Source organism: Pseudomonas sp. CCI3.1 (genome assembly GCF_034313985.1).
In the GTDB taxonomy this organism is placed as follows: domain Bacteria; phylum Pseudomonadota; class Gammaproteobacteria; order Pseudomonadales; family Pseudomonadaceae; genus Aquipseudomonas; species Aquipseudomonas psychrophila.
In genome coordinates, this window is sequence record NZ_JAVIWO010000001.1 from 2,139,692 (window position 1) to 2,163,195 (window position 23,504).

Below are 23,504 nucleotides of genomic sequence, written 5' to 3' on the forward strand. Positions count from 1 at the left end.
TGTGCGATCTCCTCTCAAGGAGCCGACCATGGCTTACCGCAACAAAATCGCATGGGTGTACCTGCTGGGCTTTGCGCTGGATCTGGTCAACATGTTCGCCGCCTCAATTGCCTATCCCGACATCAGTCAGGAGTTACAGGCGTCGGTCGGTCAACTGGCCTGGATCGGCAATGCCTACATGCTCGGTCTAATCCTGATCATTGTGCCCAGCGTATGGTTGACACAGATAGTTGGCGAAAAACGCCTGATCGTACTTTCACTGGTGCTGTTCAGTGTGGCGTCGTGGTGCGTGGCCCGGGCAACTTCGATCGAGGCACTGATAGGCTGGCGCCTGCTTCAAGGATTGGGGGGCGGGCTGTTGATACCGGTCGGTCAGGCCATGGCCTATCGACACTTTCCGATCCGCGACCGTGCACGCCTGACCTCGGTGATTTTACTGGTCGCCCTGCTGGTACCCGCGCTGTCACCCGCCTTGGGAGGCTGGATGGTCGAAGCGCTGTCCTGGCGCTGGGTGTTTTACGCCAACCTGCCGCTGGCCTTGATCACGCTACTGTTAGCCGGGTGTTGGTTGAAAACAGAGCCACGCCCAGACAACCCGTCACCTCTGGATTATCGCCGCGTACGGACTGGAGCCATCAACATGGGCCGCTTGCTCAAAGGCCCGCTGCTGCGAGTGGCGATGCTGACTTACCTGTTTATTCCCGGAATTTTTATCGGCACGCAACTGGTGAGTATTTTGTATCTGCACCAGCTAGGTTTTAGCGCCACGCAAACCGGGGCGCTGATGCTGCCTTGGGCGCTGGCTTCTGTGCTGGGCATCACATTGAGCCGTTATCAGTTCAACCGCCTTGGCCCCAAGCCCTTGTTCCTGTTGGGCATGAGCGCACAAGCCGTGGGCATTGCCCTGCTGATCCAGATCGATGACTCCAGCACCTGGCTACCAATGGCGCTGTACGCACTGATGGGTTTTGGCGGCAGTCTAAGCAGCAGTACCGCGCAGAACACGGCGTTTATCGACATCTCACCCGAGCACATGGGTCATGCCAGCGCGCTGTTTAACATCAACCGCCAGTTGAGTTTTTTGCTCGGCCCGGCACTGATGATGGCTCTGTTTGGTGCATTGACCGCGATCACCTCGACGCCCCACGCCTTTGCCCTATGCTTTGCCATCGGTTGTGCATTGACGCTGGTGCCGCTTGTCCCCGTTTTGCGCCTTGATACACCCCGCGTGCTGGCCTTGCTTGCACCTTAACCTGGAGATTCTGATGACTGATTATGCGAGCTACTTCGACCTGGTAACCGAAACCCACGTCGAAATCGAAGGCTGGTTTTCCGGGCTGGAGCCCGGCGTGTTGCCAGTTCTACTGGGACGTTTTTCGCCGCAGTTTTCGATGATTGCACCCAGCGGCACAGTGCTGGATATCGATGGCGTTGAAGCACTGTTTGAACAACTGCGCGGTGCGCGCCCGGGCCTGAACATCACCCTCAGCGAGTTCAAGGGTATTGCCCTGCACGCGGGCGGTGCAGTGGTCAGTTACCGCGAGCTGCAGGAAGAGCATAACGGCAACCGCACCGACCGCCGCGCCACCGTGGTATTCGAGAAAGACGCCAGCGGCAAGGTACTGTGGCGGCATTTGCATGAGACGTTTTGCGCGGCTTGAACCCGGTCTCGATCGTGTGGGAGCGGGCTTGCTCGCGATGCAGTCACTGCGCAGTTTCAGTTAAACCGCGTCGTGGCCATCGCGGGCAAGCCCGCTCCCACATTACTCGGCCTTGCCCTGATCCACGATCACCGTACACGTCGTACCCGCTGCCAGCAGGAAGCCATCCGGGATTTCATCAATGTGGATGCGCACCGGCACCCGCTGCGCCAGACGAACCCAGTTGAACGTAGGGTTTACGTCAGCCACCAGTTCACGGCTCTCAGGGTTGTCGCGGTCGTAAATGCCGCGCGAGATGCTTTCCACGTGACCTTTCAATACTTCGCCGCTCATCATTTGCAGATCGGCTTTGTCGCCCACGCGGATATGCGGCAGTTTGGTTTCTTCGAAAAAGCCATAAACCCAGAACGAATCTTTGTCGATCACTGCCATTTTCGGATCACCCACCCGCGCATAGTCACCGCGATGCACGTTGAGGTTGGTCACGTAACCGTCGACCGTGGCCAGCACTTTGGTGCGTTTGAGGTCGAGCTGAGCAGCGTCCAGTTGAGCCAGAGCGTGCTGGTAATCGGCCAGGGCCGAGTCGGCGATGTTGCTGGCGTCGTCACGGTTCTCGCGGGAGATCACCAGGTTGTCCATGTCGGCACGGCGATGGGCGTTAACCTTGCGCATTTCCCAGGTCGCCTTGCGCGATGCCACCAGCGACTGTGCCTGCTTGACCACGATCTGATAGTGCTCAGGGTCGATTTCCAGCAGCACGTCGCCCTTTTTCACCAACTGGTTGTCTTTGACCGGTACGCCGACCACATAGCCGTTAACGTCGGCCGCGACGTTGATGATGTCGGCCCGCACCCGTCCATCACGGGTCCACGGGGTGTTCATGTAATGAACCCACAGGGTTCGGCCGATCCATATCGCAAGGGCCAAAACCAGCAAGGTGGCGAGCAGGCTGAAGAACTTTTTCATCGGATCGGTCTCAACGGTAAACAGTGAGCGCCATGGCGCCAAAAAGACAAGCAAACAGGCTCAGGCGCAGCAGCGCCGGGTGCCAGAAGAAGCGGTACAGGTCATAGCCGGAAAACAGTCGGTCAAAGCCCCATGCCAACCCTGCCGCGATAAAAAACATCAGGGTCATGGTGGGCATGTAGACGCCGTGGAAGGCGATTTCACGAGGCATGTTCTAGTCCTTGCGGCTGGGCGTAGACGGCCAGCGGCGATTGCGGGTCGAGCAGTGAAGTACGGATAAAGTGCAGGTAGCTTTGCACCCGGACCAGCGCCGAGGTGTCGAAGTTGCGGGCAAAAGGTTCGTCGGTGGACTGCACCCGGCCGATGGCGTGATCGACGGCAATCAGCGCACGTTCCAGATTGCTTTCGCTGGGGGCGATAAACAGCCGGACCAGTGCCCGCCCCATCACCCGAATGGCCTGACGCCACGGCTGAGCTTCGGCGTAAGCCGGGTGAACCGGCAAAATCGCCTGCTCTTTGCGCAGCTCGATAATCGCGTGGCCGACTTCCAGCACCACAAACATCCAGCGCAGCAGTTCACGCTGTACCTGCGGGTTACCGGCTGCCAGGCCATATGCCTGATGCATAAGATCACGGGTACGGCTTTCCAGACTGGAGCTCAAACCACGCAACTTGCCGCTGATGGCGTACACCACTTGCTCGCGCAGATCCTGCTCCAGACGGCTCCACAACCAGCGACTGTTAGGCGGTAAAATAATTGCCCCCGCAGCAGCACAGACCAGCATGCCCAGCACCATGGCGATGTAGTCGTTGATGAACTGGTACGGGTTATAGATCGTCAGGTTGTCGGGAACCGAGCCGATGCTGAAAAAAATCAGCAGCCCCAGGCCGACACCGGCGTAATTGGCCCGCGAAGTCAGGAACGAGCCGAATACAATCACCGGCGTCAGCACCAGGCACAACAGCGGGAAACCATCGATGTACGGCAGTACAAAAAACATTTCAACGAAGCCCACCAGCGCCCCGATAAAGGTCCCGCAGGCCATCTGAAACGCCATGCGTTTGGGGTTCGGCGTGGCCGCTGACAAGCCCACAGTGGCAGCCGCGACCAAGGTCATGGTGGCGCCGCTAGGCCAGGCGGTCATTACCCAGTAGGTGCCAAGCACCACCAGAATAAATGCGGCCCGAATCCCCGAAGCAGCAGCAGACCACCAGTTGGTTTGCGAGATAAAGGGCTGGTCCCAACGCTCACGCTCGTGGGTATGATCGGCCAGCGAGGCGTGGGTCAAGGCGTAGTTGTGCAAGTCGTCGACAAAGCGGAACAACAGCTCATACGCCGTGTTGAAGTCCAGAAAGTCCGATGAGCTGGGTTCACTTTCCAGGAACTTCACCCGCAGTGCACGGACATGCCCCGGCAGGCTCGCCTTGAACGCATCCAGTTGCTCGGCCAGCAAAGCCGCGTCTTTATCTGTCATCGAGCGACCGGCGTAGGTGTCGAGCAACTGAGCGAGCATTTCCAACTCGGGTTCAATGGCCGACACCACGTCCACCACACCACGGCTGCGTAATCGTGCGAGCAACTGGTGCAAGGCATTGAAGCGCGTGGTGATGGCCATGAATTCACTGTTCAGACGGCTCAAGCGACCACTGCGACGACGCATGTGCGGGTCTTCAAACACCGTCACGCTACGCATGCCTTCCAGCCCTACGCTCTCACCGATAAAGCGCACGTTGCTGGCTTCATAGGCTTCCTGAGAAGACTGGCCGCGCAAGCCCTCGGCAACAAAACCGGCAAACACACCAAAGCGTTTATACAGCGCGTCATGCATGGCCGCGCCTGCTGTTTTAGGCAAAATGGCGGCGCTGACCACTGTGGCGCACAGGATGCCCAGCGAGATTTCCAGCACTCGCCACACCGCAGCCATAAAGGCGCCGTCCGGGTGCGCCAGGGCAGGCAGGCCAACCATCGCTGCGGTGTAGCCGGCTAGCACAAAGCCATAGGCGCGAAAGTTGCGGCAACGGGCAGCACCGGCCGAGCAGATACCCACCCAGATGGCCATGGCGCCGAGATACAGCACCGTGTTTTGTGCAAACAGGGCGATCAGCGCGACCATCACCGCCGAGCCGGTCAGCGTGCCCAAAAACCGGTAAAAGCTTTTGGCGAACACTTGGCCACTTTGCGGCTGCATCACGATAAACACGGTGATCATCGCCGTACGCGGTTGCGGCAGCTCAAGACGCATGGCCAGCCACAGGGTCAAAAAGGCCGCGACCAGCACTTTGAAAATATGCACCCAGGTCACGCCATCGCTGCGTGCCCAGTCAAAAAAGCCACGGCGCCATTCCAGGGAATACAGCCAGCGTACCGGGGCGGGCAAGTGGTTCATCTACAGGCTCTCAAAATTAGCCATCAGGGGTTTAGTGATTGAACAGCGCCATGACGGCCGGGGGTTTGTCAGGGGCATAGCGATCATCCTTGGGCACATCAGCGCCAGCCCCAAGACCGCCACCCAGCGCTGTTACCAGCTCGGCATGGGCACTCAGGCGGGCAGCCTGGACTTGCTGCTCAATCTGCTGCTGCTTGAACAGCAGAGTTTGTGCATTCAGTACGTTGAGGTAGTCGGTCAGCCCACGCTGGAACGCGACCATGGCGATGTCGTAGGTTTTCTGAGCCGCTTGAACCGATTCGGCGGCGAACACCTGCTGCTTTTCCATCGACTCGCGCTTGATCAACTGATCGGAAATGTTCTTGAGCGCCGTCACCAGCGTCTGGTTGTACTTGGCCACGGCCATGTCATAACCACCGGACGCCACGCCCAGTTCGGAGCGCAGGCGACCGCCATCAAAAATCGGCAGCGAGATTGCCGGGCCGACGTTGTAATTGAGCTTCTTGCCGGTCAAAAAGCCCAGCGCGCTACCACCGGTGGCCATAAAGCCAATGCTGCCAACGAGATCGACATTGGGGTAGAAACCGGCATGGGCGACATCGATGCCTCGGGCCTGCGCCGCCACTTCCCAACGACTGGCGACCACGTCGGGACGCTGCCCCAACAGTTGCGCGGGCAAGGCCGATGGCAGTTTGAGTGCGGTCCCCAATGCCAGGGTCGGCCGCGTCAGCCGTGCGCCCTCGCCCGGGCCTTTACCGGCCAGCGCCGCCAATTGGTTGCGGGTCAGGGCGATTTCTTCTTCCCGGGCGTCGATCTGGCGATGGATCTCGGGCAGCGGCGCTTGTGCCTGGCTGACCTCAAAGTGTGTGCCGATGCCGCCGTCCAGGCGCTTTTGCGCCAGATCGAGGATCTGTTCTTGCTGATGCAAGGTCGATTCGATGATGTCGAGCTGGGCGTAGTGCAGGGACAACTGGATATAGGCGCGAATCACATTGTTCTGCAGTTCGAGCTGGGCTTGGCGCGCCTCCGCTGCACTCATGTGCGCCATGTCCAGTGCCTGTTCGGTGGCATTGCTTTCGCGGCCCCACAGGTCCAGCGCAAAGCTGAAGCCCAGTGCTGCGTTGTTGTCCCAGGTCGTGGAGTTGTCCAGCGCGCCCGGGCCATAGAATGGGTCCGATGGCCAGTTGTGCCGCTTAAGGGTCGACTCACCCTTGATTTGCAATGATTCAGCCGACTCGGCAACCCCCGCCATCGCCCTGGCCTGACGCACTCGGGCCGCGGCCATTGCCATGGTTGGGCTACCCTGAACAGCCAGACTGATCCAGTGATCCAGTTGCGGGTCGCCGTAAGCGTGCCACCATTGGGCTTTAGGCCAGTTTGCGTCTTTCGCGGCGCTTTGAATCGCCTCGTCGGTGGCCAGGGCATTGGCTGGCAACATCGTGCCCTTGGGCGCAATACCACCAAAACCGATGCAGCCATTTAATGCTAACGATAAAGCCAGAACACTGAGGGCTTTAAGCTCTCTGCTGATGCGACGCTGCACTGCTGCAAATTCCTGAAAAGGAGGGGGATACTTGAGATAGAGAAGTCTATGGCTTGGCAGGCACTACGATAAGCGGGCATAAATGTGAATCTTTATTACCGTTCTTGGGATAATCCGTTGGGGAAGGCCTGAAGTACTGTCGCGGTGAGTTAATTCCGGACACCTCAATAGGTGATTTCAACGCCATCCCCGCTCGTAAGGGGTCGGTGGCAGCTGCCGAACCAAGCGGTACATTACTTACGGTGTTGCTCTGAGGTCAGCAGCTTTCCGATCCCGGGCGGCCCCAGCGTCGAACAGCCATATCACCAAGATTAAGGTCACGATAAACCTGCGTAACACTCAGGCCCCGATCCTTGATCATCTTTACGACTTCCAGCTTGAAACTATCGTCGAATACTTTGCGTTTGTCGGTCATGGAGAACGCCTCAATACGTGCATTTCCACTTACCGGGCGGGCCGGGAAAATTAGTCCACCACACTCATCGCAATAGACAAACATGCAGGACCCGCCTAAAAATCACGAAGATACTTCCTGCACGACAGATATTTATGGAGACTAAAGTGCGTAATATTGAACTGACATCATGCGCCATAAGTTGCACATTGAAGTGTGGATAACCCTGTGAATAAATCTCTACAAGGCACGCACTTAAACACTAACAGACAAGTGCGCAAGAAGTTGCGCAGCATTGCGCAACTTCTTGCGCACTTTTATTGATAATTCTTATATCACTAATTAGTAAATCCCAAGACTTTGAATGCAAGTCATTGATAATCAAAGGACTTAATTTAGTTGGTATAAACCTTGATGATTGTTTTGGAACCTGCAGCGCAAACATGCCTGTGGGTCCCTATATTCTCAGCAAGGAGAGCATTCATGGCTACGCCAGCATATATGTCCATCACGGGTACCAAGCAGGGCCTGATCACCGCCGGTGCTTTCACCGCTGACTCGGTCGGCAACACCTACCAGGAAGGTCATGAAGACCAGGTCATGGTTCAGGGCTTTAGCCACGAAGTGATCATTCCCCGTGATCCGCAATCGGGTCAACCGACCGGCCAACGCGTTCACAAGCCTGTCAAAATCACCAAGGTGTTCGACAAGTCCTCGCCGCTGCTGCTGGCTGCACTGACCTCCGGCGAGCGCCTGACTGAGATTACCATCCAGTGGTATCGCACCTCGGCAGCGGGTACTCAAGAGCACTACTTCACCACCAAACTCGAAGACGCGATCATCGTCGACATCAAGGATTACATGCATAACTGCCAGGACCCGTCGAACTCACACTTCACCCATCTGGAAGACGTTGAGTTCACCTACCGTAAAATTACCTGGACCCACGAAGTATCCGGCACCTCCGGTTCTGATGACTGGCGCACCCCTGTCGCAGGCTGAAACTGATCTAGCTGTTTCACGGCATCAATCTCTTTATCGGTTGGTGCCGTTTCTTACATCTAAGGTGTCCACCTTGAGGAACAACGGATGTTCAGCCCAGCCAATGACACACAGTTCAGCCTGACCATCGAGGGGCGGGAGCACGGTTTTCGCGTACTTGAGTTTCAGGGGCGGGAGGCGATCAGCACACCCTTTGCGATCAATGTAGAGTTGATTAGCGAACGCCCTGATCTTGACCTGGAAATTCTACTTCACCAGCAGGCCTTTCTGGCTTTTAACAAGAGTGGCAACGGCATTCACGGGCAGATTTACCGTATTGCTCAGGGCGATTCAGGCAAACGTCTGACTCGTTATAGCCTAACGCTGGTACCTCAGCTCTCGTACCTTAGGCATCGCACCAATCAGCGTATTTTTCAGCAGCGCACAGTTCCGCAGATCATTGCAAAAGTTCTCGAGGAACACGGGATCCATGGCAATGCCTACCAGTTCCAACTGAACTCAATCTACCCGCCGCGTGAGTACTGTGTTCAGTACGACGAGTCAGACTTACACTTTATTCAGCGCTTGAGCCATGAAGAAGGCATTCATTACCACTTCCAGCATTTCGAACACGCTCATTTGCTGGTATTCGGCGATGACCAGACGGTTTTCCCCAAACTGGACAAAGCCACAGCGTATGTACAGGGCAGCGGAATGGTGGCGGATGAACCTGCCATCAAGCACTTTAATCTGCGTTTTGAGGCCCGCACCAGCCGCACTACACGTCGAGATTACGACTTCGAGAAGGCCGGGGTTCTGGTTGAAGCCACCCACAGTCCTGAAGCACGGAGCCTTCAGCCTGACCTTGAGGACTATGACTACCCTGGACGGTTCGTACAACGCCAGCGCGGCAAGCCCTTGACACAACGCGCCCTTGAACGCCACCGCGCCGACTACCGGCAGGCCGAGGGCAAAAGCGATCAGCCAACACTGGTCAGCGGGCACTTCATGTTGCTCATCGAGCACCCGCGCAAAGAGTGGAACGCGCTCTGGCTGCTCACTGAAGTCCATCACCAGGGCTACCAGCCTCAGGTTTTGGAGGAGAACATAGCAAGTGACAGGTTGTCTGATGAGCGCTTTGAGCAGGGCTATCGCAACCGCTTCGTAGTCACCCCGTGGGACGTGTTTTATCGCCCGCAACAAGCGTACCCCAAGCCTCGAGTACTGGGCAGCCAAACGGCCTTGGTGACAGGTCCTGCCGGGGAGGAGATTTACTGCGATGCCTATGGCCGAATCAAGGTCAAGTTCCACTGGGATCGCGAAGGCAAAGCCGATGACAAGTCCAGCTACTGGCTGCGTGTGGCCTCCAGTTGGGCCGGCAGCAGCCACGGCGGCGTCACGATTCCACGGGTAGGGATGGAAGTGTTAGTCACCTTCCTCGAAGGCGACCCTGATCAGCCATTGGTCAGTGGCTGCCTGGCCAATAGCCTCAACCCGGTGCCTTACGAGTTGCCTGCACACAAGACCCGCAGCGTATTGCGCAGCCGCAGCTCACCGGGCAGTACCGGATTCAACGAGCTGCACCTCGAAGACCGTACGGGTCAAGAGCTGATCTATCTGCGCGCTCAGCGCGACATGGAACAGAAAGTTGAAAACGACAGTCGTCTTGAGGTCGGTAACGAGCGGCATGAAACCATCAAAGGCAACAACATCGTGGTGTTCGAAGCCGAGGATCAGCGCACCGTGACGGCGGATCGCAAGGTAGAACTCAAGGCCAACGATTACTTGCAGGTAGCCAGCAGCAGTCACACCCGCGTCGGACAGACCTTAGTCGCCGAGGCTGGCCAGGAAGTCCATCTCAAGGCCGGGGGCAATCTGATCCTCGACGCGGGTGCGAGCATTACCTTGAAGGCCGGCGGCCAGCACATTGTCATCGGCCCCGGCGGCATCTTCAGCAGCACCGAGATTCAAATCGGTGGCGCACCTATCAGTGGAACAGCGGCGGCGCCGTTGCTGCCTAACTTACTCGGCCTGTTGGCCGTGCCGTCCTTACTGGAACAGAAACAAAATCAGTCGAATCAAACCTCTCTGGAAACCGAGCCGCCACTGCAGCCAAAACCGGTGTGCAAGGATTGTTTGTTAGCCGCACAGGTCAAGGCCGAAGCGTTGGTGCCGCGTTAACACTTATTTAGCGAACACCATAGAACAAGGAAGGCTCATGTTACCGACCGCGAAGGATTGGCTGCACCGCCTGATGAAAGAGGCCCGTAGCGCACAACTTGATCACCTGGATGTACTGATCGATTGCGCGGCGCTGCCAATCCCACTGCTACCGACGCTGCTTGAATTGACACCTGCATCTTCGTGCGCCTGGCTATTTGAGCAAACGCCTGAGCAAGAATTGACGAATCAGGGCCCCGTACTGTTGCGCATTGTGTTGGCCAGCCAAGAGCAGTGTGCGGGGATTGCGAAGCTGCTTAACGCGGTCCATCACAACTTTTGTGCGCTGATACTTATCAGTCGCTGGCCCTTCGCGGAATTGGCCGCGCACTTGCGCGGTGCTACCCAGGCTACCTGGAGCAATGGAGACTGCTGTGGTGTGCTGCGTTATTACGACACGCGCCTGTTCAGGTATTTTTGCGACCAGCTTTCCCCCCACCAGCAAGAGCTTTTCCACGCCCCGGTCATTCAGTGGCACTGGATCGACCATGACAGCAAAGCCGCAACTCTTTCCGGGTTCGACAGCCGTCCAAACAACCAGAATACGCTGAGTGGCATGAGTATGAGCGATGAGCACGTTTTGCACTTGCAAGCCGTAAGCGCTGCAATTCGGTGGTTCAAGGTCTACGAAAAAACGCCAAACGAACATGGGTTCACCTCACGCGAAGCCATGATTCGCTGCCTGATCACAGTCCACCTGGATATCAGCCGGCAGAAACTGGAAAAACGGCATCACGAAGATTTTATCGCCAGCGCGCTGAGCGAACACCTTCCACTAACCCTGACTCGTAACGAGGCCGTCTTATGATCCGTTTACTCCTTGTGATGTTAATGAGCGGCCTCTCGCTGCAGGGCTGTGCGCAGTCCCAGCCTGAGAGATTAGGCACGCCTATCGAGGGCTATAGCCATACCTCGGCGGCGATTAATCGGTTCTCGGTAAATGGTAATGGCGGGCCGAATCTGTCCCCTTATGGATACGGGGGCGGCCAAATGTGCTGCGCACCGCTTCCAGTGAAGTGGCACCCCGGCTTGACCGTGGTGGTTGAATGGGAGAAAGACCCCAATCCGCATGCCTCAGCAAATTGGCCTCCGCTTGGGACAGATGGTTATCGGGCTGCTTACAAGTTGCATGCAGCCAAATACACCCGTCATCGCGCGGTTGTGGCTGTCGCGCCATATGAAGACTTGGGGTTGGTAAATGTGCATTTCTTAGCCTGTAACCAGGTTGCTGTATCGGCGGGCGCTACGTATCCCGGTCGACCTGATTATCCGTTCCAATTCCCTCAAAAAATGGAGGAACCAGCCACATGTCCGCAGCCATGACCCCACCAGTCCAAAAGCCTGCTGCGGCATTCCTCAGCCCGACACCTGATTTCAAAATGGGCGGGCTGCTGCCGCAAATGCCAGGGGATGTATTGCGTAATTATCGGACGCAACAGGTGGCCTTCCACCCGTATGAACAACAGGCGATGGACGCAGACCGTGCAGCTGGAAGGGTTTACGCAGGCGCGCCATGCATGAAGATCGTGACGGTCACGCTGTGCTTTGACGGCACGAACAACCATGAGCCTTCAGACAGCCTGGCATTGCCTTCACCTTCCACTAACCCTGACTCGTAGCGAGGCCGTCTTATGATCCGTTTACTCCTTGTGATGCTAATGAGCGGCCTCTCGCTGCAGGGCTGTGCGCAGTCCCAGCCTGAGAGATTAGGCACGCCTATCGAGGGCTATAGCCATACCTCGGCGGCGATTAATCGGTTCTCGGTAAATGGTAATGGCGGGCCGAATCTGTCCCCTTATGGATACGGGGGCGGCCAAATGTGCTGCGCACCGCTTCCAGTGAAGTGGCACCCCGGCTTGACCGTGGTGGTTGAATGGGAGAAAGACCCCAATCCGCATGATTCCGCTAATTGGCCAGATCCTCCATTTTCTGATGCTTGGCGCAAGGCGGCCAGAGAGCACGAAAATCACTACACCCGTCATCGCGCGGTTGTGGCTGTCGCGCCATATGAAGACTTGGGGTTGGTAAATGTGCATTTCTTACCCTGTAACCAGGTTGCTGTATCGGCGGGCGCTACGTATCCCGGCCGACCTGATTATCCGTTCCAATTCCCTCAAAAAATGGAGGAGCCAGCCACATGTCCGAAGCCATGACCCCACCAGTCCAAAAGCCTGCTGCGGCATTCCTCAGCCCGACACCTGATTTCAAAATGGGCGGGCTGCTGCCGCAAATGCCAGGGGATGTATTGCGTAATTATCGGACGCAACAGGTGGCCTTCCACCCGTATGAACAACAGGCGATGGACGCAGACCGTGCAGCTGGAAGGGTTTACGCAGGCGCGCCATGCATGAAGATCGTGACGGTCACGCTGTGCTTTGACGGCACGAACAACCATGAGCCTTCAGACAGCCTGGCATTGCCTTCAACCACGACCAATGTGGCTCGCCTGTTTCATGCGAGCCTGGGAGGTTCTGGTTCCGAATCAGAAGAGAGAGAGGGTTTTTACCGTTACTACATGCAGGGGGTGGGCACCGAATTCAAAGAAATAGGCGAGTTCAAACCCGATAGCCAAGGGCTGACGATGTCGACGGGGGGCGAGAACCGGATCAACTGGGGGTTGACCCGTTTGATTGATGCGCTGAAAAGGGCATGCGGTGAGAAACCACTGAAAGTACCTGATGCCTACGCCCTCGTGCAAAAAATGGGCACCAGCCTTACCGAGGACGCGCTCGGGGCTTCGATATTCAAAAGCAGCTATACGCGCCGCCGAGAGGTTTTGGCTCAACCGTTGGCGGAACTTGAAAGCCAAATTGATGCCGCTCATAAGGCCAAGTCGATCCCTAAAATCATGGCAGTGCGTCTGTTTGTTTATGGTTTTTCACGGGGGGCTGCCGAGGCGCGAGCATTTGCCACCTGGCTTGAAGCCTTGACCAAGGTCGATGTGGAGGGTGATACCTGCTACTTGTTGGCCGGGCTACCGATCAAAATTGTGTTTATGGGGTTGTTCGACACCGTGGCCTCGGTGGGCATTCCGTACTTGGCGCCGTTTGCTGCCGGGCACATGGGCTGGGCCGATGGCAGCATGCGGTTGTCGGATTCGGAGACGTTTCTTGAGCACTGCGTGCATCTGGTTGCGGCTCACGAACAGCGCAGTTGCTTCCCCGTAGACTCGATTCGGCGCAAAGCCGACGCTGACGATCCACACTGCCCTTCCACCTATCGCCAAGGCACAGCGGAATACATCTACCCCGGCATGCACTCCGACGTCGGCGGCGGCTACCCGCCCGGCGACCAAGGCAGGGCCGCAGAGGGTGGCCACTTGGTGTTGTCGCAAATCGCTCTGCACCATATGTACAGTGAGGCCTACAAGATTGGGGCGCCGTTGCAGGCCCCTTCAAAGGCGTTTAGCAATGAGTTGAAAGAGCGTTGGCCATGGTTAGTCATGAGTGACGCGACTTACCTTGAATACGCGGTGGGTTCCATGCTGATCGAGCGCTTCAACACCTGGCTCGACGCCATGGATAACGGCCCATTGGAAGAGGTGATGGCCCGCGAAGCAGGGTTGATTACCGGTTGGCGAATCAGTCGTTATGCCAAGGGGCGGGCCAACCACACTGACGCTTATGTCAAAGTGATGAAAAACGGTCCGCAGGCAGACATGACCTCCGAGGAAGTCGACGCCTTTGAAGCTTTACACAATATGCAACTTGAGGAGGATGCGGCCAACCGTGCCGGCAGCTCGGCGCCTGTCTGGTCTGAAAGTCAGTTGGCAACTCAAAAAACTAATCAAGCTACCAAGTTGGAGTATGAACGTCGTACCGGCACCACGTCCGCGAACGCCTTCAACACCAGCAAGATGTATGAGCCGAACCTTGATTGTCGACAGTTGCTCAACGCCATGGCCGATTTTCGGCGTGATTATGTGCCAGAGTGGAGCTTGAGCGCAGGAGAAATATTTAGTCTTGGCACCCTTGCCAACACCTTGGTGGGTGGGCTTGTGTACATGACCAATTCGCAGGACGAAGCCCAGCACTATGCCGACCTGCGCAAGGCTGGAGAGATGAATTACGCCGCACTGTTTGGCGCAGACGGCAAGTCGTTAAACGATAAAGTCTTTCCGATTATCCGGTTGTTTGATGAGCATGTGCATGACTCTCGGGCATGGTTTATGAACGCGGCATTGAATGAGCGGGAAGTTTTCAGCGACTACTTTCGTTATCGCGGCATCTTTTTCGACAATGAATCCAATAACGAGCTATCGCTCTTGGTCACCGCTGAGCGAGTGGTTGGCGTGGCGTTGGCGGTGACCAGTGTTGGTTTGACCATTAAACGCCGAGATCCACGCTTCTTGGTGGGGCTCATTCTTCCGTCGCTGGGCACCCCGGTATTTCGCGGCAAGGTGGGTTTCCCAAGCATCAGTGCGTTTGACCGCGTGACAGGTCTGGCACTGCCGATGCTTGATGGGTTGGAGTCGATTCGCACCTTTACCGCCGACACGGGCGCTCTGTCAAAAGCGGCCCAAGCGTTGCCGGTTCCGCCGGCACTGACTGAGAAAACCGCCACCACTGATGACTTGATTGCGATGCTCAAAGCCTCGCAAGCACTTAAAGCAGCAGTGCCCACTTCGTCGGCCACCCTACTTGATGGAACGTTGGCCCAGACACCACCCCCCAAAAGCTGGTTGGATCAGGCGAAGGGCACGGTGGAAGATCTCACAACCTAGAGCTGACGCTGAGTTCGATTGCAGGGTGGAAACGTCATGGTTCGCACTGACATTCAAGTGAAGCAGCTTTTACTCCACGCACTGAATTCGCCGAAGCCGAGTACGCAGGCAAACCCATAAAGAGCGTTTCCTGATCGTGATGGATCAGGTCGTGCCCTGGAAGGGGTTGATCAATCGGATAGAGCCTCATTACCCCAGAGGCGAAAATGGGCGAGGTGCGCCTGTAATGCGGAAAAATGCCTTGGACAGGTACTGCTCGAAGGAAACTCGATGAGTTAAAAGCGGGAAAAGTCTTATCATATGATTGTGCGAGCTTTTTTAACCTCATGCTGCGAGGGCATCAAAAATCGATGCCTACTTCAGAGTTTCTTTAGTCGAATGAAAACCGGCCAGTAATATCCGAAACTTCATGTCACAATTTGTTGATGTGTAATCGGTTGCTGTCCCCTATATCGACCCCTTGAGAGCACTTCATGGACACTTTGCAAAACATGCGCGCCTTCAGTTGCGTGGCCGAAGCCGGAAGTTTCACGGCTGCTGCCGTCATGCTGGACACAACCACTGCCAACGTTTCGCGCGCGGTCTCCAACCTTGAGGCCCACCTGCAAACACGTCTGCTTAACCGCACCACCCGCCGCATCGCCCTGACCGAAGCCGGCAAGCGTTACTTGTTGCGCTGCGAGCAAATCCTGGCCTATGTCGAAGAAGCTGAAGCCGAGGCGAGCGACGCCCACTCGCGCCCTGCGGGCCAATTGAAAGTGCACACCATGACCGGTATCGGTCAGCACTTCGTGATCGACGCTATTGCCCGCTATCGCAAGACTCACCCGGATGTGACCTTCGACCTGACCTTGGCCAATCGTGTGCCTGACTTGCTCAACGAGGGTTACGACGTCTCCATCGTGCTGGCCAGCGAGCTGCCCGATTCTGGCTTTGTGTCCCAGCGTCTGGGCATCACCTACAGCATCGTCTGTGCATCGCCCGGTTACGTGAAGGCCAACGGCACAGCCACCAAACCCAGCGACCTGCTCAACCATTCCTGCCTGCGCCTGGTCAGCCCGGTGATTGCCCTGGATAAATGGGTGTTCGAAGGCCCGGAAGGTCAGGAGATGGTCCTGATCAACTCCTCACCGTTTCTGGTCAACTCAGCCGATGCGATGAAAACCGCGATCACCAGCGGCATGGGTGTGGGGGTATTGCCGGTTTATGCCGCCATCGAGGGTCTGCGCAACGGCACACTGGTGCGCCTGTTGCCCAAGTACCGTTCCCAGGAGCTGAACCTGTACGCCATCTACCCGTCGCGCCAATACCTGGATGCCAAGATCAAAACCTGGGTCGAGTACTTGCGCGGTTCGCTGCCGGAGATTTTGACCGCGCACCAGACTGAGCTGGCCACTTATAGCTAGAACAGCGCTGGTCTTCTGTAGCCGCTGCAGGTATTGGCGCCGTGCTGTCGAGAATGTTAGCGTGCTTACATTCCCGACAGCCGATGAGCCTTGTTCCGATGAGCCTTTCCAGCACAAAAAAAACCGTACTCGCCTTCAGCCGTGTCACGCCCGAGATGATCGAGCGCTTGCAGCAGGACTTCAACGTCATTGCCCCCAACCCCAAGCTGGGCGATATCAACGCACAGTTCGATGAGGCCCTGCCCCACGCCCACGGCTTGATCGGCGTCGGCCGCAAGCTGGGTCGCAAGCAACTGGAAAACGCCAAACAGCTGGAAGTCGTGTCCAGCGTGTCGGTGGGTTACGACAACTACGATGTCGACTATTTCAACGAGCGCGGCATCATGCTCACCAACACCCCGGACGTACTCACCGAAAGCACCGCTGACCTGGGCTTTACCCTGATCATGAGCAGCGCCCGCCGGGTTGCGGAGCTGGACGCGTGGACCAAGGCCGGCCAGTGGCAAGCCAGCGTGCCGCCCGCCTTGTTCGGCAGCGATGTGTACGGCAAAACCCTGGGGATCGTCGGCATGGGCAATATCGGGGCAGCCGTTGCTCGCCGGGGTCGATTGGGGTTCAACATGCCAATCCTGTACAGCGGCAACAGCCGTAAGACCGAGCTTGAGCAAGAGCTGGGTGCTCAGTTTCGCAGCCTGGACCAACTGCTGGCCGAGGCAGATTTTGTCTGCCTGGTGGTGCCGCTCAGCGAGAAGACCAAACACCTGATCAGCCATCGCGAACTGGGGCTGATGAAGAAAAGTGCCATCCTGGTGAACATCTCCCGTGGCCCGGTGGTCGACGAGCCGGCCCTGATCGAAGCCCTGCAAAACGGCACCATTCGTGGCGCGGGCCTGGACGTTTACGAGAAAGAGCCCCTGAGCGATTCACCGCTGTTCCAGCTCAAGAATGCCGTTACCTTGCCCCACATCGGATCGGCCACCCATGAAACCCGTGAAGCGATGGCCAACCGTGCGCTGGCCAACCTGCGCAGCGCCCTGCTGGGCGAGCGCCCGCAAGACCTGGTCAACCCGCAGGTGTTCAAGGGCTGACGCAAGGCCTGTTGTGGGAGCGGGCTTGCTCGCGATGACAGCGACGCGGTGTATCAGTCACACCTCGGCGATCCGATCGCGAGCAAGCCCGCTCCCACAGGGGGGGAAGCTCACGCCAGCTTGGCGTTCAGTGCCACCGGTTTGGGCTTGCGAAACACCAGCACGTTGCCCAGCATCACCAGTACCAGCCCGGCCAAAGCTGGAGCCGTCCACTGGTAGCCTTCAACAAACGCCGACACGTTGAGGGCCACCAACGGGAACAGCACTGTGCAATAAGCGGCGCGCTCCGGGCCCATGCGCCCGACCAGCGTCAGGTACGCGGTAAAACCGATCACCGACCCCGGTATCACTAGATACAGCAATGAGCCGATGTAGCGCGTGTTCCACTCCATCTCGAACGGGATGCCATTGAACACGCAGTACATCGCCAGCATGCTGGCGCCATAGAGCATGCCCCAGGCGTTGGTGGTCAGCGGCTTGAGGCCTGCCTTCTGCTGCAAGCTCGACAGCATATTGCCCGCCGAAAAACACAGGGTGCCGATCAGCGCCAGGCCCAATCCGAGCAGGATATGTGGCGTCGCGGTATGCCCGCTTAATTCCGGCCAGAACAGCAAGCCCAACCCAAACATCCCCAAGGCACCACCGGCAATGACGTTACGGGCGATTTTTTGCTTGAAGAAAATCCGCGCATTCAGCGCGTTCCACAACGTGGCCGTGGAAAACACCACCGCGATCAGCCCCGTGGTCACCCACTGGCTGGCCGTCAAAAAACACATGAAGTTGACGCAAAACAAACACAGGCCCTGAGCCAGGCAAATCAGATGCCCGCGCCTGTTCATCACCTGCAATTTGCGGCTGAGCAGCAGCACAACAAACAACACCAGCGCCGCCAGACCAAAGCGATACACGATGGACACTGGAATCGCTACCACTCCCAGTTGCAGCTTCAGGGCGATCCACGTGGTCCCCCAGATCAGTACGGTCATTACATACAAAAAAAGATTCATGGCGCACTCCAGACAATGGCTTTCAGTCTGTGCCCGAGCCTGTGCGCGCACTTGCAGATTCTTGCGCTTTTGTTGGCCCGGGGCTGGCAGCCCGGGCGCTACGGAGTAGGATGCAAGGCGTTGGAGAACTGACTATGCACACACTGCAAACCCTACAAGTCTTTCAAGCCATGGGCCGCTCGCCCAATGCGCGCCTGGAACACAGTGCCGAGCTGGGAGAAGGCATGTCCGCGGCCATGTGGAGCAATCACCACGACACCCGGGACTATGAAGCACCGACTCACCACACGCTGTCGTGCTACATCTCCGGTGGCACGGGCACCTTTCGTCGTGAAACGCCTGGGGCCAGAGGCGCGCCGGGCAAGCTCTGCGTGCTGCCCGCCGGGCATCAATCGGCGTGGATCATCAATGGTGAGATTCGTCTGGCCCACGTGTATGTCAGCCAGGAGCAGTTTGCGTTGAGCTGCATCACCCTGCTCGACCGCGAACCCCGGGAACTGCAGTTGCGTGAAATCACCTTTCAGGATGACGAGCAGCAGACCCGCCGTTTCCACCAACTGATCGGCATGAACTGGGACGAACCCGGCGAACGCTTGCTGACCAGCAGCCTGGCCAGCGCCCTGCTCGACCATGCCGTGCTGACTCAAGTGGGCTTGCGTGACGGGCTACAACTCAAAGGCGGGTTGGCGGCCTATCAACGGCGTCAACTGGTCGACTACATCGAACACCAGCTGGCCGAGCCCTTGAGCATCGGCCAACTGGCAGCCCAGTGCGCGCTGTCGCCTTATCACTTTGCGCGCATGTTTCGCGAAAGCTTCGGCGTGCCGCCCCACCAGTATCTGTTGGCTCGCCGCCTGGCCCGCGCCCGCGACTTGCTGCGCCACAGCGCCCTGGCACTGGGCGACGTGGCACTGGCCTGCGGCTTTGCCAGCGCCAGCCACTTCGCCAACCGTTTCAAGCAAAGCCTGGGCAGTACGCCGGGGGAGTATCGGGTGGCGTTCAGGTAACCCCTGAACGCTATCCTGTGGGCGCGAGTTTAAAACTCCAACGTGCTGGAGAACGTCACCTGCCGTGAATCCCCGATCGAGACAAAGGTCCGGCTGGCCGCCGAGGTGTAGTAAGTACGGTCGAATAGGTTTTTGACGTTGAGCTGGAATTTGACCTTCTGCCCTTCGATCCGGGTGTCGTAGGTGGCGAATGCATCGGCTACGGTGTAACCCGGCAGGTCGAAGTCGTTCAGAGCATCACCCGCCCGCTCACCCACGTAACGGGCACCGGCGCCAATGCGCAGCTTGTCACCGCCTACGATATTCCCAACGTCATACACCGCCGACAGCGAGCCGGAGTTTTTGGCCACGTTCTGCAAACGCATACCCTCGTATTTCGTGTCCTTGGTCACTTCGGCATCGGTGTAGGCATAGCTGCCGATCACACTCCACTGCTCACTCAACTGGCCGCTGACGTCCAGTTCAAGCCCACGTGAGCGAACTTCACCGGCGGCCGAGTAGACGGTATTGCCGGCCTCGGTCGTCGATACCAGTACGTTGCGCTTTTTGATGTCGAACAGCGCCACGCTGCCGGTGATACGCCCAGGCATATCGAGTTTTGCACCAAGCTCCCAGGACTTTGATTCCTCTGGCGCAATCGCCGAATCCAGTACCACACCCCCTGTCAGGGGCGCGATGGTGGAGTTGGGCTTGAACGATTCGGTGTAGCTGCCATAGAACGACAGTTCATCGGTGTAGCGGTACACCAGGCCAGCACGGGGGATCCATTTCACGCCGTTGGTATCCGTGTTGGTCTTGAACGGAATGGCTTTGCCTGCCAGTTGGTCGTACTTCTGAAAGCGCGCACCCGCCACCAGAATCCATTGATCGGTGAGGTGGATGGAGTCCTGGGCAAACAGCGAATCGCTGCGTAGCAAGTCGGTCTGGTTGCTGTCACTGGCGCTGACGGTGGTGCCGGCAACTTCATTGCCATACACCGGATTTACATAACTGAAGGTTGACTGGCTGTTCTGGCGGATCAGGTCGGCGCGGTAGATTTTGCGGTATTCGTCATCCACGCCAAACACCAGATCGTGCTGCATGCCCGCCGCCTGAACCTTGCCTTGCAGGCTTACGGTGGAAAAACGGTCGGTGGTGATGGCGCCTTGGGTGCCGTCCATTTTGCGGGTCAGGGTGCCGTTCGGGTTGACCTCGGTGACGCGCACCTGGCTGGCGTCGTAGGTTTCGCGATTCCAGCTGTAGCCTAAATGGGCTTTCCAGTCGTCGTTGAGGTCGTGATCGACTTCAAGCCGGTACAGGTCCGAGCGCCCTTCCATGTTGTTGAACGGTTCATCCAGACGACGCGTGGCCGGAATATCCAGTGGATGGTTGGTGGCCGGATTAATCGCCGTGCCCCGGTCAAAAGGGGTCAGGAATTCACGATGTTCGTAAGCCAGCAGCACTTGGGTGTTGTCGCCATACCAGGCCAGCGACGGCGCAATCAGCGTCTCGCGATGCACACCGAAGTTGCGCCAGTAATCTTCGTCTTCATGGTCAATGATCATCCGGTAAGCCAGCCCTGAATCACCCAACGGGCCGGTACTGTCCAGACTGCCGCCGCTGCCGTTTTTGCCCGAGCCATAGGTTGAGCCACGCACGGTGAGCGCGTTGTATTGCTCCAGCTGCGGTTTTTTACTGACCACGTTGACCACACCGCCCGGGTCTTGAATCCCGTAGAGCAGCGAGGCCGGGCCCTTGAGCACTTCAACCCGCTCCGTGGTGGCATTCATCGCACGTCCCTGCACCAGCGGCATGCCATCGCGCATGATCGAACCGTCACGGTTGTCACCAAAACCGCGTTTCATCACCGAGTCCTGGGTGCTGCCCAGCGTGTTGCCCTGGGTGATGCCGCTGACGTTGTTCAGTGCGTCATCCAGATTGCGCGGCGCCTGATCGCGAATCACCTGGGCAGCCACCACGTTGATGGTTTGCGGGACTTCCATGGTCGAGCCCGTACCGCGCATGACCGAGGTATTCACCGGAGGCTGATAGCTGGTGTCATTGGAAACCTGCGACGTGATGCTGGTGGCGCCCAGGTTCAAGGCGCCTGCCGTGGGCTGGGGTTCGAGGGCGAAGGTGTTGGCGTCGGTGCGTCGCACAGTGAAACCCGACTGAGCGAGCATCTGCTGCAAGGCCTGATCAGCACTCATGCGGCCCATGATGGCAGGGGCTTGCAGGCCGAAGGGGGCTTCGTCGGTATAGACCACGCTCAGACCGGTCAAACGGGAGAAGTCGTTGAGGGCTTGGGGCAGCGGTTTGGCCGGCTGATTGAAATCGAACAGGGCGCCGGCCTGTTGCTGAGCACCCTCGCCGGCCATTGCTGCGTAAAGCGGGTTGAGTGCCAACCCGGCCATCACTAAAGCAGAAGCCCCCAACCACTGTTTCACCGAATTTGCCCTGGACTTCATGCTCATGACCTGTGTGCCGACCTGATGGGGAATACGAATTTTTCGCATTTTCAAGCACTACACGGATGGGCCCGAGGTTTACCTCACCTGAAGCTGAAAAATAATTGCGGGTGTGGGAGCAGGCATCAACGCAACACAATCAGCCCAAACACGCTGTGCTGCTCAAACCCCAGTACGCCTTGCAACGAATTGAGCACCGCTTGCGGGTCCTTGCTGGGGAAACTGCCGCTGATGCGCCTTGTGCCCAACTGGCTATTGAGCAGCACGATCTGACCTGGGTAATAGCGCTTCAGGTCTGCCACGACATCGACCAACGGCGTTTTGTAGTAGGTCAGCCAGCCCGAGCGCCAACCCAGTTGGGCCTGACTGTCAACACGGTGCACTGCGTCGGTCACTCCAGCGTCATAGGCCATTTGCTGATCGGCGATCAGAATCTGCTGGGCCCCGTCCTTGCTTGCCTTGACCCCTACCCGCCCGGACAGCACCGTGACTTGCGCACCAGCGGGTTGCAGACGCACCTCGAACTCCGTGCCCAGCACCCGCGCTTCACCGCCCTGGGCATCGACCACAAAGGGATCACCGGTGTGGGTGACGTGAAAAAAGGCCACCCCACGGCGCAATTGAACATGCCGTTCGCCCGCACTGAAGTTCACCGCAATGGCGCTGTCGGCATCGAGCGTAACCCTGGTTTTATCGGCCAAAACCACCGTGCGCACTTGCCCTGGCGCGCTCACATAATCTGCGCCCAGATCGTCCAGCCATCGCGCTGGCTGCCAACCGGCAAACACGCCGACCATCATCAGCAAACATGCAGCAACGGCCAGCCCGCCGGACCAATACCTGACGCGGCTGAGTCGGGAGGTGTTCATCGCGGTCAGGTAACGCTGCATGACCAGCGCTTCTTCGTCAGCCAAAGTGCTACCCGCCACTTCGCTCAACTCCCATACCACTTGGGCCTGGGCGTAGGCCTCGGCGTGGGCGGGATCGGCCTTCAGCCAGCGGCTGAAAGTGGCCTGGTCACCGCTATTAGGCTGATCGTGCAGCACACTGAGCCACTCCAACGCTGTGCGTTCTTGCTCGGGGGTGACGGGAATTCTCGTACGACTGATCACAACGCTGTCCCTGATGGCGGCTCACGCAAACTGGCCTTGCAGGCCTCAAGGGCGCGCATCATATGTTTTTCAACCGCACTTTGGGACAGCCCCATGACCTTGGCGATCTCGGCATAGGTACGACCGTGAATCCGGTTGAGCAAAAAGATATGCCGCGTGCGCTCGGGCAGGCTGCGCAAGGCGGCCTCGACTTGGCGCAAGTCATTACCCGCCTCAAGTGCCGCTTGGGGCTCGCAGCAATTGGCGTCCGGCTCGGGCTGCCAGTGATGGCTGATCCGCCCGCGCGTGCCTTCGCTGCGCAGGTGATCGATGGCAATGTTGCCCGCGCAGCGCAGCAAATACGTGCTGAGCTCTTCGACCTGCACCAGTGGCCGCCGCCAAAAACGCAGAAACAAGTCCTGAACCAGATCAGCTGCCGTTGCCCGGCATCCGACGCGGCGGTTCACCAGCGCTTCCATTTGCGGACGCTGGGATAAAAACACCTGCAAAAAATGCGCGCGTCCATGGCGAGCCTCACTGCTAGGACCATTCTCAAGTTCAGGTGGGATCATGGACATCGGCG

At 57.9% G+C, this 23,504-nt stretch carries 21 protein-coding genes; 12 read left to right on the forward strand and 9 right to left on the reverse strand.

Annotated elements, in window-relative coordinates:
* Positions 1–28: 28 nt before the first annotated feature.
* Both RGV06_RS09795 and RGV06_RS09800 read left to right on the forward strand, forming a co-directional pair.
* Complete coding sequence (locus tag RGV06_RS09795) at positions 29–1,252, forward strand: MFS transporter (protein WP_322149905.1); 1,224 nt, start codon at positions 29–31, stop codon at positions 1,250–1,252.
* Between the two features lie 13 nt (positions 1,253–1,265).
* On the forward strand, positions 1,266–1,661 hold the full coding sequence (locus tag RGV06_RS09800; RefSeq protein WP_322149906.1) for a DUF4440 domain-containing protein: 396 nt from the start codon (positions 1,266–1,268) through the stop codon (positions 1,659–1,661).
* 102 nt (positions 1,662–1,763) lie between these two features.
* Here RGV06_RS09800 and RGV06_RS09805 read toward each other — a convergent pair whose 3' ends face one another.
* The 5 genes from RGV06_RS09805 to RGV06_RS09825 form a co-directional block, all read right to left on the reverse strand.
* Positions 1,764–2,627 carry an HlyD family secretion protein gene (locus RGV06_RS09805; protein WP_322149908.1) on the reverse strand — a complete coding sequence of 288 codons (864 nt, stop codon included), beginning with the start codon at positions 2,625–2,627 and terminating at the stop codon, positions 1,764–1,766.
* Between the two features lie 10 nt (positions 2,628–2,637).
* Positions 2,638–2,838 carry a DUF1656 domain-containing protein gene (locus RGV06_RS09810; RefSeq protein ID WP_016781859.1) on the reverse strand — a complete coding sequence of 67 codons (201 nt, stop codon included), beginning with the start codon at positions 2,836–2,838 and terminating at the stop codon, positions 2,638–2,640.
* Positions 2,828–5,014, reverse strand: a complete 2,187-nt coding sequence (locus RGV06_RS09815; RefSeq protein WP_019824886.1) for an FUSC family protein — start codon at positions 5,012–5,014, stop codon at positions 2,828–2,830. The genes RGV06_RS09810 and RGV06_RS09815 overlap by 11 nt, the downstream gene beginning before the upstream one ends.
* A gap of 31 nt (positions 5,015–5,045) precedes the next feature.
* Positions 5,046–6,557, reverse strand: a complete 1,512-nt coding sequence (locus tag RGV06_RS09820) for an efflux transporter outer membrane subunit (protein ID WP_322149911.1) — start codon at positions 6,555–6,557, stop codon at positions 5,046–5,048.
* Positions 6,558–6,813: 256 nt separating this feature from the next.
* Entirely contained in the window at positions 6,814–6,972 is a 159-nt protein-coding gene (locus RGV06_RS09825) for an IS3 family transposase (RefSeq protein WP_019824890.1), read from the reverse strand.
* A gap of 462 nt (positions 6,973–7,434) precedes the next feature.
* Here RGV06_RS09825 and RGV06_RS09830 point away from each other — a divergent pair, with 462 nt between their 5' ends.
* From RGV06_RS09830 to RGV06_RS09875, 9 genes are all read left to right on the forward strand, one after another.
* Positions 7,435–7,953 (forward strand): Hcp family type VI secretion system effector, encoded by a 519-nt coding sequence (locus RGV06_RS09830; RefSeq protein WP_019824892.1) that lies wholly within the window; start codon positions 7,435–7,437, stop codon positions 7,951–7,953.
* Between the two features lie 87 nt (positions 7,954–8,040).
* The gene (locus RGV06_RS09835; protein ID WP_322149912.1) at positions 8,041–10,113 is read left to right on the forward strand and encodes a type VI secretion system tip protein VgrG; all 2,073 of its coding nucleotides are present in this window, start codon (positions 8,041–8,043) and stop codon (positions 10,111–10,113) included.
* Positions 10,114–10,150: 37 nt separating this feature from the next.
* Positions 10,151–10,960 carry a DUF4123 domain-containing protein gene (locus RGV06_RS09840; RefSeq protein ID WP_322149913.1) on the forward strand — a complete coding sequence of 270 codons (810 nt, stop codon included), beginning with the start codon at positions 10,151–10,153 and terminating at the stop codon, positions 10,958–10,960.
* Positions 10,961–10,983: 23 nt separating this feature from the next.
* On the forward strand, positions 10,984–11,475 hold the full coding sequence (locus RGV06_RS09845) for a DUF3304 domain-containing protein (protein ID WP_322151867.1): 492 nt from the start codon (positions 10,984–10,986) through the stop codon (positions 11,473–11,475).
* Complete coding sequence (locus RGV06_RS09850; RefSeq protein ID WP_322151960.1) at positions 11,460–11,771, forward strand: hypothetical protein; 312 nt, start codon at positions 11,460–11,462, stop codon at positions 11,769–11,771. The genes RGV06_RS09845 and RGV06_RS09850 overlap by 16 nt, the downstream gene beginning before the upstream one ends.
* Before the next feature lie 39 nt (positions 11,772–11,810).
* Complete coding sequence (locus RGV06_RS09855; RefSeq protein ID WP_198821940.1) at positions 11,811–12,305, forward strand: DUF3304 domain-containing protein; 495 nt, start codon at positions 11,811–11,813, stop codon at positions 12,303–12,305.
* Positions 12,290–14,875 carry a T6SS phospholipase effector Tle1-like catalytic domain-containing protein gene (locus RGV06_RS09860; protein ID WP_322149914.1) on the forward strand — a complete coding sequence of 862 codons (2,586 nt, stop codon included), beginning with the start codon at positions 12,290–12,292 and terminating at the stop codon, positions 14,873–14,875. The genes RGV06_RS09855 and RGV06_RS09860 overlap by 16 nt, the downstream gene beginning before the upstream one ends.
* Before the next feature lie 473 nt (positions 14,876–15,348).
* Entirely contained in the window at positions 15,349–16,281 is a 933-nt protein-coding gene (locus tag RGV06_RS09870) for a LysR family transcriptional regulator (protein WP_019824905.1), read from the forward strand.
* Positions 16,282–16,379: 98 nt separating this feature from the next.
* A complete protein-coding gene (locus RGV06_RS09875; RefSeq protein ID WP_198821826.1) occupies positions 16,380–17,369 on the forward strand; it encodes a 2-hydroxyacid dehydrogenase in 990 nt (329 codons plus the stop codon).
* A 110-nt stretch (positions 17,370–17,479) separates the two neighbouring features.
* Here RGV06_RS09875 and RGV06_RS09880 read toward each other — a convergent pair whose 3' ends face one another.
* Positions 17,480–18,376 (reverse strand): DMT family transporter, encoded by an 897-nt coding sequence (locus RGV06_RS09880; protein ID WP_048351338.1) that lies wholly within the window; start codon positions 18,374–18,376, stop codon positions 17,480–17,482.
* Between the two features lie 134 nt (positions 18,377–18,510).
* On the opposite strand from RGV06_RS09880, the gene RGV06_RS09885 reads away from it, so the two are divergent.
* Positions 18,511–19,383 (forward strand): AraC family transcriptional regulator, encoded by an 873-nt coding sequence (locus RGV06_RS09885; protein ID WP_322149915.1) that lies wholly within the window; start codon positions 18,511–18,513, stop codon positions 19,381–19,383.
* A 29-nt stretch (positions 19,384–19,412) separates the two neighbouring features.
* Here RGV06_RS09885 and RGV06_RS09890 read toward each other — a convergent pair whose 3' ends face one another.
* From RGV06_RS09890 to RGV06_RS09900, 3 genes are all read right to left on the reverse strand, one after another.
* Positions 19,413–21,830 (reverse strand): TonB-dependent siderophore receptor, encoded by a 2,418-nt coding sequence (locus RGV06_RS09890; protein ID WP_322151869.1) that lies wholly within the window; start codon positions 21,828–21,830, stop codon positions 19,413–19,415.
* Positions 21,831–21,955: 125 nt separating this feature from the next.
* Complete coding sequence (locus RGV06_RS09895; protein WP_046810010.1) at positions 21,956–22,942, reverse strand: FecR family protein; 987 nt, start codon at positions 22,940–22,942, stop codon at positions 21,956–21,958.
* Positions 22,939–23,499 carry an RNA polymerase sigma factor gene (locus RGV06_RS09900; RefSeq protein ID WP_173667406.1) on the reverse strand — a complete coding sequence of 187 codons (561 nt, stop codon included), beginning with the start codon at positions 23,497–23,499 and terminating at the stop codon, positions 22,939–22,941. The genes RGV06_RS09895 and RGV06_RS09900 overlap by 4 nt, the downstream gene beginning before the upstream one ends.
* Positions 23,500–23,504: the final 5 nt, after the last annotated feature.